The organism is Acidovorax sp. HMWF029, from assembly GCF_003060895.1.
Lineage (GTDB): Bacteria > Pseudomonadota > Gammaproteobacteria > Burkholderiales > Burkholderiaceae_C > Acidovorax.
Map to the genome: position 1 here is coordinate 3572 of NZ_QAIH01000280.1, position 9597 is coordinate 13168.

The 9597-nt window shown below is 66.5% G+C and carries 9 protein-coding genes; 7 read left to right on the forward strand and 2 right to left on the reverse strand.

The genetic code is table 11. The features are described from left to right. Window positions 1–206: 206 nt before the first annotated feature. The 4 genes from DBR12_RS19515 to DBR12_RS19530 are packed head-to-tail and all read left to right on the forward strand — an operon-like array spanning window position 207 to window position 6187. The gene (locus DBR12_RS19515) at window positions 207–1316 is read left to right on the forward strand and encodes a cell division protein FtsZ (RefSeq protein WP_108618752.1); all 1110 of its coding nucleotides are present in this window, start codon (window positions 207–209) and stop codon (window positions 1314–1316) included. Between the two features lie 8 nt (window positions 1317–1324). Continuing rightward, entirely contained in the window at window positions 1325–1792 is a 468-nt protein-coding gene (locus DBR12_RS19520) for a GNAT family N-acetyltransferase (protein WP_108618758.1), read from the forward strand. Next, entirely contained in the window at window positions 1785–3872 is a 2088-nt protein-coding gene (ligA, locus tag DBR12_RS19525) for an NAD-dependent DNA ligase LigA (protein ID WP_108618753.1), read from the forward strand. The genes DBR12_RS19520 and ligA overlap by 8 nt, the downstream gene beginning before the upstream one ends. Window positions 3873–3901: 29 nt before the next feature. Then, window positions 3902–6187 (forward strand): penicillin-binding protein 1A, encoded by a 2286-nt coding sequence (locus DBR12_RS19530; RefSeq protein ID WP_108618754.1) that lies wholly within the window; start codon window positions 3902–3904, stop codon window positions 6185–6187. Window positions 6188–6381: 194 nt separating this feature from the next. On the opposite strand, the gene DBR12_RS19535 is transcribed toward DBR12_RS19530, so the two are convergent. Both DBR12_RS19535 and DBR12_RS19540 read right to left on the reverse strand, forming a co-directional pair. Beyond that, on the reverse strand, window positions 6382–6933 hold the full coding sequence (locus DBR12_RS19535) for an NUDIX hydrolase (RefSeq protein WP_108618755.1): 552 nt from the start codon (window positions 6931–6933) through the stop codon (window positions 6382–6384). A 131-nt stretch (window positions 6934–7064) separates the two neighbouring features. After that, complete coding sequence (locus DBR12_RS19540; protein ID WP_108618756.1) at window positions 7065–7760, reverse strand: fumarylacetoacetate hydrolase family protein; 696 nt, start codon at window positions 7758–7760, stop codon at window positions 7065–7067. Between the two features lie 169 nt (window positions 7761–7929). Here DBR12_RS19540 and DBR12_RS19545 point away from each other — a divergent pair, with 169 nt between their 5' ends. The 3 genes from DBR12_RS19545 to DBR12_RS19555 all read left to right on the forward strand — a co-directional run. Then, window positions 7930–8385, forward strand: a complete 456-nt coding sequence (locus DBR12_RS19545; RefSeq protein WP_108618759.1) for a MarR family winged helix-turn-helix transcriptional regulator — start codon at window positions 7930–7932, stop codon at window positions 8383–8385. A gap of 82 nt (window positions 8386–8467) precedes the next feature. Next, complete coding sequence (gene maiA, locus DBR12_RS19550; protein WP_108618757.1) at window positions 8468–9136, forward strand: maleylacetoacetate isomerase; 669 nt, start codon at window positions 8468–8470, stop codon at window positions 9134–9136. Next, window positions 9136–9597: polyphenol oxidase family protein (locus tag DBR12_RS19555; protein ID WP_199226731.1), on the forward strand; the 462-nt coding region annotated here is incomplete at its 3' end. The genes maiA and DBR12_RS19555, both read left to right, overlap by 1 nt.

The following is a 9597-nucleotide window of genomic DNA, read 5'->3' on the forward strand; positions in this document are numbered from 1 at the left end:
GTCGCGCATCGTGGCGGTGGACATGGAGTCCGCTTTGTCGATGGTGGATGTATGAGCTTGCCCCCTGAGTCGCTTCGCGCCTTCCCCCTCATGGGGACGACGCCCTCGCTGCGGGGCGGCCCTTGCTCGGCGTCCCTCGCACGGGCCGTGCCAGTCCGATGCGTCATGGGCGTGGGCAATGCAACGGTTAGCCGAAAATTCTTTCTATGAGCACATTGCAACTGAGTCTGGCCATCATCGGTGGCCTGGTGCTGGCCCTGATCGTGGCCTACAACACCTGGACCTCGCGCCGCAACGCGCCCAAGCGCGCCTTGCCGCAGGACAGTGAACACGCGGCAGAACCGGCACTGCGCCAGGAACCCGGCTTTGATGCGTCTGCAGTGGCGCCCAGCGGCGAATTCCATGGGCTGGACCGGGGGCCCGACCCCTCCACCCACACCGTGGACGAGGGCGATGCACTGCAGCTGCCCGTGCCGTCGTTTGCCTCGGAGCGCCGCCCCGGTCTGGACCCGCTCATCGACGTTATCGCTGCGCTGCAGCCCGAGCACGTGGTGTCGGGCGACGCAGCCCTGGCCGCATTGCCGCCCACGCGCCGCGCTGGCAGCAAGCCCTTTGCCATTGAGGGCCTGAACGAAGCCAGCCAGCAGTGGGAAACCCCGGCCCCTGGCCAGCGCTACCAGTCGTTCCAGGCAGGTGTGCAGCTGGCCAACCGCATGGGCGCGCTCAACGAGATCGAGTATTCCGAATTCGTCGTCAAGGCCCAGGCCTTTGCCGACGCCATCAACGCCGCCCCCGACTTCCCGGACATGCTGCAGGAAGTGGCCCGCGCCCGCGAGCTGGACCAGTTCGCCAGCGACCACGATGCCCAGCTCATGTTCATGCTGCGCGCCCGCCAGGCCGCCTGGAGCCCCGGCTATGTGCAGCAGAATGCCGCCCGTCTGGGCTTCGTGCCCGGCGCCATGCCAGGCCGCCTGGTGCTGCCCGCCAGCACTCCCGGCCTGCCGCCTCTGCTCACGCTGGGCTACGACACCCAGGCCGCACTGGCCGACGACCCCGACCAGTCCGCGATTCGCGACATCACGCTGAGCCTGGACGTGGCCCAAGTCCACCGCACCGAGCAGCCCTTTGCCCGCCTGCGCGACGTGGCCGCCGCCCTGTGCCAGGCCATGGACGGCGTACTGTGCGACCAGAACGGCACCCCGCTGCCCGCGATGGCCATGGACCCGATCGCGGGCGATCTGGAGCTGCTGTATGACCAGCTCGATGGACGCGATCTGTCGGCGGGGTCGGTGCTCGCGCGGCGGTTGTTCAGCTAGTGCAGCGCATGAGTGCAATGCAGGTCCGTCTGGCAACCGAAGCCGACCACGGCGCCGTCAAAGCTCTGTACAGAGAACTGCGGCCTCAGGACCCCGAGGTGGACAGTGATGCATCCTTGGCGCATTTTCGGGTCGTGTTGCAGTCTCCGCAGGCGCGCCTCGTCGTTGCGCTTTGCGAAGGCGAAGTCGGTGCCACCTGCATGCTGGCTTCGATCCCCAATTTCGCGAGTGCAGGAATGCCCATCGGCGTCATTGAGCACGTGATTACGGGCGAGCGCTTTCGTCGCCGGGGGCTGGCACTTGCTGCTCTGGAGTTCGCTCTGGATGCAGCTTGGACAATGAATTGCTGCAAGGTATTTCTTCTCTCGGGTGCTCTGCGCAAGCAAGCGCACCGACTCTATGAATCTGCCGGCTTTGTTGGCAACCAGGAATTGGGCTTCGTCCAGAAGAACCCCAGGGCGGTCCGCCATGACTGAACAATCTGATCTTTTTTCGGCCCTGGCGCCCGTAGATCAAGCGCAACCAGCTATCAAAATTGAAGCGCTGCGCGACCAGCTCAACCGCTGGGCCCACCAGTACTACGTGCTGGACGAGCCCACCGTGCCCGACGCCGAGTACGACCGCGTGTTCCGCGAGCTGCAGTCGCTCGAAGCCGCGCACCCAGACCTCGTCACCCCCGACTCGCCCACGCAGCGCGTGATTGGTGCGGTGATGGACGGCCTGGCCCCCGTGCGCCACGCGGTGCCCATGCTCAGCATCCACACCGAGACCGACACCGAAGCGACGGGCGCCCAGGCGTTTGATGCCCGCGTACGGCGCGAGCTGGGTCTGACCGACGCCGACCCTGCCATCGAATACGTGGCCGAGCCCAAGTTTGACGGCCTGGCCATGAGCCTGCGCTATGAAAACGGCCGCCTGGTGCAGGCCGCCACGCGCGGCGATGGCGAGGTGGGCGAGGATGTGACGCACAACATCCGCACCATCCGGCAGATTCCGCTGACCTTGCCGGAAGGCGTGCCGCCGCTGCTGGAGGTGCGTGGCGAGGTCTACATGCGCCGTGCCGACTTTGACGCGCTGAACGAACGCCAACGGGAGCAGGGCGGCAAGACCTTTGTGAACCCGCGCAACGCAGCCGCAGGCGCCGTGCGCCAGCTCGACTCCAACATCACCGCCCAGCGGCCTTTGAGCTTTTTTGCCTACGGCCTGGGTGCGATCACGCCGCCTGCCGAGGGCGGGCCGGTGTTCCGCACGCACTACGAGATGCTGCAGACGCTGAAGTCCTGGGGTTTTCCGGTCGCAGCGCAGGTGCAGATTGCGGTAGGTGCTACTGAATTGGTGGCATTTCACCAGCAGGTGGGCGCCAGCCGCGATGCGCTGCCGTACGACATCGACGGTGTGGTCTACAAGGTCAATTCCCTGCAGCTGCAGCGCGACCTGGGATTCAAGACCCGCGAGCCGCGCTGGGCCGTGGCGCACAAGTACCCCGCGCAGGAGATGGCCACCAAGGTCGAAGGCATCGACGTGCAGGTGGGGCGTACCGGCAAGATCACGCCCGTGGCGCGCCTGGCACCGGTGTTTGTGGGCGGCGTCACCGTCACCAATGCCACGCTGCACAACCTGTTCGAGATCCGCAAGAAGGGCGTGCGCGCGGGCGACACCGTCGTCGTGCGCCGTGCGGGCGATGTGATTCCTGAGGTGGTGGGCGTCATCCCCGGACAGCGGACGGGGTATGTGAAGAATTTCCGCATGCCCACGGCCTGCCCTGTGTGCGGCAGCGATGTGGTGCGCGAAAAGGGCGAAGCCAACCACCGCTGCACGGGCGGTCTGTTCTGCGCCGCGCAGCGCAAGGAAGCCATCCTGCACTTTGCCGCGCGCCGCGCCATGGACATCGAGGGCCTGGGCGACAAGCTGGTGGACCAGCTGGTGGATGCCAACGTGATCCGCACGTTGCCCGACCTGTACCGGCTGGGCCTGACCTCGCTCATCGCGCTGGAGCGCATGGCCGAGAAATCGGCCCAGAACGTGCTGGCTGCACTCGAAAAATCCAAGCAGACCACCTTGCCGCGCTTCCTGTTCGGCCTGGGGCTGCGCCACGTGGGCGAGGCCACGGCCAAGGACCTGGCGCGGCACTTTGGCACGCTGGACGCCATCATGGATGCCAGCGTGGAGCAGTTGCTGGAGGTGAACGACGTGGGCCCCGTGGTGGCGCAGAGCCTGCACACCTTCTTTCAGCAGCCGCACAACCGCGAAGTGGTCGAGCAACTGCGCGCCTGCGGCGTGACCTGGCCCGAGGGCCCGGTGGCCGAGCGTGCCCCGCAGATCCTGGCGGGCAAGACCGTGGTGCTGACCGGCACCTTGCCCACCCTGAGCCGCGATGCGGCCAAGGACATGCTGGAGGCCGCTGGCGCCAAGGTGGCCGGTTCGGTCAGCAAGAAGACCAGCTACGTGGTGGCGGGTGCCGAGGCGGGCAGCAAGCTGGCCAAGGCTGAAGAGCTGGGTGTGCCGGTGCTGGATGAAGCGGGCATGCTGGCCTTGCTGGCGGGCGCTGGCGCCTGAGGCGCTGGCCCCTTTTCTCTGGGTTTTTGATGCGCACCTTGCTGCTTTCTCTCCAGGCCCGCGCTGCGGCCCTGTTCCGCTGGCTGGCGGGCCTGTTCGCCTGGATGCCCCGCTCGCTGCGCCGCGCGCTGCTGTGGGGCACCTTGGCCCTGCCTGCCGCCGTGCTGGCCTACGCGCTGGTGCTGATTCCGTTCACACCTTCCATCAGCGATATCCGCAAGGCCAAGAGCGAGCTGCCCGCGCAGCTCATGTCGGTGGACGGAAAGCTGTTGGCCGAATACCGCTGGGCCAACCGCGAGTGGGTGGAACTCAACGAGATTTCGCCCAATGTGGTGAATGCCCTCATCGCCACCGAGGACCACCGCTTTTACGACCACTTCGGCCTGGACTGGCGCCGTACGGCATCGTCGGTGGTGCACACGCTGCGGGGTGATCCGCAGGGCGGCTCCACCATCACGCAGCAGCTGGCGCGCAACCTGTTCCCGGATGAGATTGGCCGCTCGCGCGTGTTCCCGCAGGCGCTCACGCGCAAGCTCAAGGAGGCGATCACGGCCCTGAAGATCGAGGCCTCGTACACCAAGGACGAGATCCTGGAGACCTACCTCAACACCGTGCCGTTTCTGTACAACGCCTACGGCATCGAGATGGCCGCGCGCACGTATTTCGACAAGTCGGCCGACAAGCTCAACGTGCTGGAGAGCGCCACGCTGATCGGCATGCTCAAGGGCACGGCCTACTACAACCCCGTGCTCAACCCCGAGCGTGCGCAGGCACGGCGCAATACCGTCCTGTCGCAGATGGTCAAGCGCGGCAAGCTCGACGCCAAGCAGCTGGAAGCCCTGCAAAAGCGCCCGCTGCGCGTGAACTTCGAGCGTCAGACGGAAGTGATGGGCCCGGCGCCGCACTTTGCGATGCAGCTGCGCAGGCAGCTTATCGAGTGGGCAGACAGCCATGGCTACAGCCTGTATGCCGATGGCCTGGTGATCCGCACCACCATCGACTCGCGCTTGCAGGCCATCGCCAACCAGGCCGTGGCGCGCCAGGGGCGCCAGCTGCAGGGGGTGGCCGATACCGCGTGGTCCCAGCGCAACGGCTGGGGGCCAAACAGCGAACTGGTGCAGACGCTGGTGCGTGAAAGCGCTGACTACCGCGCGGCGGTGGACAAGGGCGAGGCCCCCGAGGATGCGCTCAAGGCGCTGCTGGAGGACGCCGCCTTTCTGCAAAAGCTGCGTGCCGAGAAGACGCGGGTGCAGGCCGGGTTCCTCGCGCAGGACCCAGTCACCGGCCATGTGCTGGCTTGGGTCGGCAGCCGCGACTTTGCGCAGGACCCGTTTGACCATGTGCAGGCCGCGCGGCGCCAGCCGGGTTCCACCTTCAAGCCCTTTGTGTATGGCGCGGCGTTTGCGCAAGGCGCATCGCCCGACGACACACTCATGGACTCGGCGGTGGAGATCCCCCTGGGCGGCGGCCGCGTGTGGCGTCCCACCGATGGCGGCCCGCCCAGCGACGAGCCCATGACGCTGGCCGAGGGCCTGGCGCGGTCCAAGAACACCATCACTGCCCAGGTCATGCACCAGGTGGGTCCGGCCCGTGTGGCCGAGGTGGCGCGGGCTCTGGGCGTGCGCCAGTCCAAGCTTGAAGAGGTGCCCTCGCTCGCACTGGGCACCAGCCCGGTCACGCTCAAGGAAATGGTGTCGGCCTACAGCTCCATCGCCAATCTAGGGCGGTATGTGGAGCCTGTGCTCATCACCCGCATCGAAGACCGCCACGGCAAGGTGCTGGAGACCTTCGCCCCGCCGGCTCCCGAGGCGGTGTTCGACGCTCGCGCCGCGCAGATCCTGCGCAACACCATGCGCGGCGCCATCGACCATGGCACGGCCACCGCCATCCGCAGCCGCTACGGCATCCAGGCCGATGTGGCAGGCAAGACGGGCACCACCCAGGACAACACCGACGGCTGGTTCATCCTGATGAACCCGCGCGTGGTGGTGGGCGCCTGGGCAGGCTTCAACGACGGCCGCATCACGCTGCGTAGCGACTACTGGGGGCAGGGCGCCCGCAGCGCGCTGCCCATGGTGGGCGATTTCATGCAGCAGGCCATCCGCAGTAAGGTGATCGACGGAAATGACCGCTTTGTGGATGAGTTCGACACCCGCCCGGCGCCGCCGCCCGACAGCTCGCTGGACACCATGCGAGACTGGCTGCGGGGGCTGTTTCGCAGCGATCCAAACCAGCCGTCTGTGCCTGGAGGGTCGCCAGGTGTTCCTGGCAATGTGCCCCACCCTGTGCCTGCCGAGGAGCGGGTAGGCGGCTAGGGATGCTCGGCACGAATCGAGCGGTCAGTGTGCGCAGCGGATCGGGAGGGGCTGCAAGGCGCAAAACGCAGCAATAGGCGTAGCTATTGCGAGTATTTGCAACGCCGCAGACCGACCGAGACCGCAGATGCACACGGCGCGATGATTTGTGCAGAGAGAGGATCCCTAGGGATCCGCCGCGTGATGCGGAGCTGCTACTCGATATCGATCACATGCAGGCCAAAGGCGCCCGCCTTGCGGTCTGCAAAGTAGGCCTCCAGCGTTTCCTTCACGGTGCGAAAGGCAATCTCGTCCCACGGCACTTCGTCTTCTGCAAACAGCCGCGCCTCGATGGTTTCATACCCCGGGTTGAACTGGTCGCTGAGCAGTGTTGCGCGGTAGAACAGGTGCACCTGGCCCACGCGGCGCACATTGAGCAGGCTGAACAGGGGGCCGATTTCGATCTGGGCGCCCGCTTCTTCATCGGTCTCGCGCGCGGCGCCCTGGGCCGTTGTTTCGTCCAGCTCCATGAAGCCTGCGGGCAACGTCCACTTGCCCCAGCGGGGTTCAATGTTGCGCTTGCACAGCAGGACGCGCCCATCGGGCAGCGCGGGCACGGTGCCCACCACGTTCAGAGGGTTTTCGTAGTGCACCGTGTTGCAGGCGGGGCACACCGCGCGCTGTTTGGTGTCGCCGTCGTCCGGCAGCCGGTAGACCACGGCGGTGCCGCACGCGCGGCAGTGTTTGATGGGGCTGCGAAAAGTCATGCGGGATTTTGATCTAAAAATGGCCTCTGCGCCCGCTAGGTAAGCGCTGATAGCTATCAAAAAATGAGTGGATGGAGCCCGGATAATGCCCAGGGGGCCGCAGGCAGGCTCCAGGTAAGTTCCAGGCAGGCTTACACCACACTCAGCCGCAGGGTTCCCAGGCCGTCCACGCCACCTTCCAGCACATCGCCACGTACCACGGCGCCCACGCCTTCGGGGGTGCCGGTGTAGATCAGGTCGCCGGGCTGCAGCTCCCATGCAGCCGAGAGGTGTTCGATGGTTTCGGCGATGTTCCAGATCAGCTGCGTGACCGTGCTGCGCTGGCGGTCGGCACCGTTGACCTGCAACCAGATGGCTGCGTTGGCCACGTCGCCTGCCTGTGCTGCGGGAGTGATGGGGCCGATGGGTGCACTGGCGTCAAAGCCTTTTCCGATGCACCAGGGGCGGCCTTGCTTCTTCATGTCGTTTTGCAGGTCGCGGCGCGTCATGTCCAGGCCCACAGCGTAGCCATAGATGTGCGAGAGAGCATCGGCGGCAGCGATGTTCTTGCCGCCCTTGCCGATGGCCACCACCAGCTCAATCTCGTGGTGCAGGTTGGCGGTGAGGCTGGGGTAGGGCAACTGACCGGTTTCGCCGGTGTTGACCACCACGATGGCGTCGGCGGGCTTCATGAAGAAGAAGGGAGGTTCCCTGCCGGTGAAGCCCATTTCCTTGGCATGTTCTTCATAGTTGCGGCCCACGCAGTAGATGCGGTGCACCGGGAAGCGATTGCCGCTGCCCACCACGGGCACGCTGACCACGGGGGCGGGGGTAAACACGTAGCTCATGTCTGTCGGTCTTTCATGGGGTGGGGCTTGCGCCAACCAGCGGTGCAGCATGTCGCTCTCACTGGTTTGCGCGCAAGCCGTGGGGTATTGGCTGGGTGGGGTGGTGCGCACCCCGTGGCAGTGTGCCATGGCTCTGGGCCGTCTGCTGTGGGGCGCTACACTCGCGCCCATGGCAAAGAGCTTCGATTTCCACAACACGCCAGGCCACTTGGTGCGCCGCGCCCACCAGCGGACCGTGGCACTTTTCATGGAAGAAACCGCCGGGTTCGATGTAACGCCGGTGCAGTTCGCCATCCTGCACGAGCTGCTGGCCCAGCCGGGCGAAGACCAGGTCACTCTGGCTGCGCGTGTGGCGTTTGATGCGGCGACTTCGGGCTCGGTCATCGGGCGGCTGGAAAAGCGCGGCTGGATCCGCCGCGAGCCCGACACCCGCGACCGCCGCCGCAAGCTCTTGTGGATCACCCCCGAAGGCGAGGTGGCCGCGCTTCAGATGCGCGATGCCGCCCAGCGCGTGCAGGAGCGCCTGATGGCCCCGCTCAACACGCAGGAGCGCGCCGATCTGATGTCCATCCTGTCCAAGGTCGTCTACAACCACCAGGACCCGGCGGGCACTTCAGGCGCCTGACCTGCGCCTTTGGCCGCAGGGGCGCCGCAGCAACATTCCCCGGCCCCTGCGCCGGTTCATCGATTCATCGACGGGTTTTCCCATGCAGCTTTACAACTACTTCCGCTCCTCTGCCTCGTTCCGTGTGCGCATCGCACTGCAGATCAAGGGCCTGGCCTATGACTATCTGCCCGTGCACCTCGTCAAAGGTGAGCACAAGGCGCCGGAGTACGCCAGCCGCATCGGCGATGCGCTGGTGCCCACGTTGGTGACGGATGGGGGCACGGCGCTTTCGCAGTCGATGGCCATCATCGAGTACCTGGACGAGACCCACCCCACGCCCGCCTTGCTGCCCGCCACCCCGCTGGCCCGCGCTCGCGTGCGGGCTCTGGCGCAGATGGTGGCCTGCGAGATCCACCCGCTCAACAACCTGCGCGTGCTCAAGCACCTGACGCGTGAACTGAAGGTGGACGAAGACGCCAAGAACGCCTGGTACCGCCACTGGGTGCGCAGCGGCCTCGAAGCCTTTGAGCGACAGCTTGCGCTGCTGGCGCAGGAGCGCGCCGCCCAGGGCCTGGCCCCGTCGGTGCTGTGCTGGGGCGATACGCCCACCCTGGCCGATTGCTGCCTGGTGCCGCAGATATTCAATGGCCAGCGCTTCAACGTGAACATGGACGGCTTGCCCCTGACGATGGGAGCGTTTGGGGCCTGCATGGCGCTGCCCGCGTTCCAGCAGGCGCAGCCCTCGGCCTGCCCGGACTTCGAGGCCTGATGGTCGCCCCTTTGTCTGCGTCTGTTACTGCGGGCGCCGACTGGCTGGTGCCCGATTGGCCCGCGCCGCCAGGCGTGTGGGCGCTGTGCACTACGCGCACGGGGGGCAGCAGCCAGCCGCCCTACGACAGCCTGAACCTGGGCACCCATGTGGGCGACGACCCGGCTGTGGTGCAGGCCAACCGGCAGGCACTGCAAGCGGTTGTGCAGACGCGCACGCCAACAGCCCGGGCCGTGTTCCTGAACCAGGTGCACGGCGACGGTGTGGTGCACCTGGATGCCACCACACCGGATGGCACCGAGGCGGATGCCTGCGTGGCCACGGCCCCGGGGGCCGTCTGCACCATCATGGTGGCCGACTGCCTGCCGGTGTTGTTTGCGCATCGCAATGGCCAGGTGGTGGCTGCCGCCCATGCGGGCTGGCGTGGGTTGGCGGGAGAGGGGGGGCTGGGGGTGCTGGAG

What these genes read in the sequence shown, in the direction of transcription:
- DBR12_RS19515 (WP_108618752.1), top strand. Translation starts at nt 207, where the DNA reads ATGAGCACATTGCAACTGAGTCTGGCCATCATCGGTGGCCTGGTGCTG.
- DBR12_RS19520 (WP_108618758.1), top strand. Translation starts at nt 1,325, where the DNA reads ATGAGTGCAATGCAGGTCCGTCTGGCAACCGAAGCCGACCACGGCGCC.
- ligA (WP_108618753.1), top strand. Translation starts at nt 1,785, where the DNA reads ATGACTGAACAATCTGATCTTTTTTCGGCCCTGGCGCCCGTAGATCAA.
- DBR12_RS19530 (WP_108618754.1), top strand. Translation starts at nt 3,902, where the DNA reads ATGCGCACCTTGCTGCTTTCTCTCCAGGCCCGCGCTGCGGCCCTGTTC.
- DBR12_RS19535 (WP_108618755.1), bottom strand. Translation starts at nt 6,933, where the DNA reads ATGACTTTTCGCAGCCCCATCAAACACTGCCGCGCGTGCGGCACCGCC.
- DBR12_RS19540 (WP_108618756.1), bottom strand. Translation starts at nt 7,760, where the DNA reads ATGAGCTACGTGTTTACCCCCGCCCCCGTGGTCAGCGTGCCCGTGGTG.
- DBR12_RS19545 (WP_108618759.1), top strand. Translation starts at nt 7,930, where the DNA reads ATGGCAAAGAGCTTCGATTTCCACAACACGCCAGGCCACTTGGTGCGC.
- maiA (WP_108618757.1), top strand. Translation starts at nt 8,468, where the DNA reads ATGCAGCTTTACAACTACTTCCGCTCCTCTGCCTCGTTCCGTGTGCGC.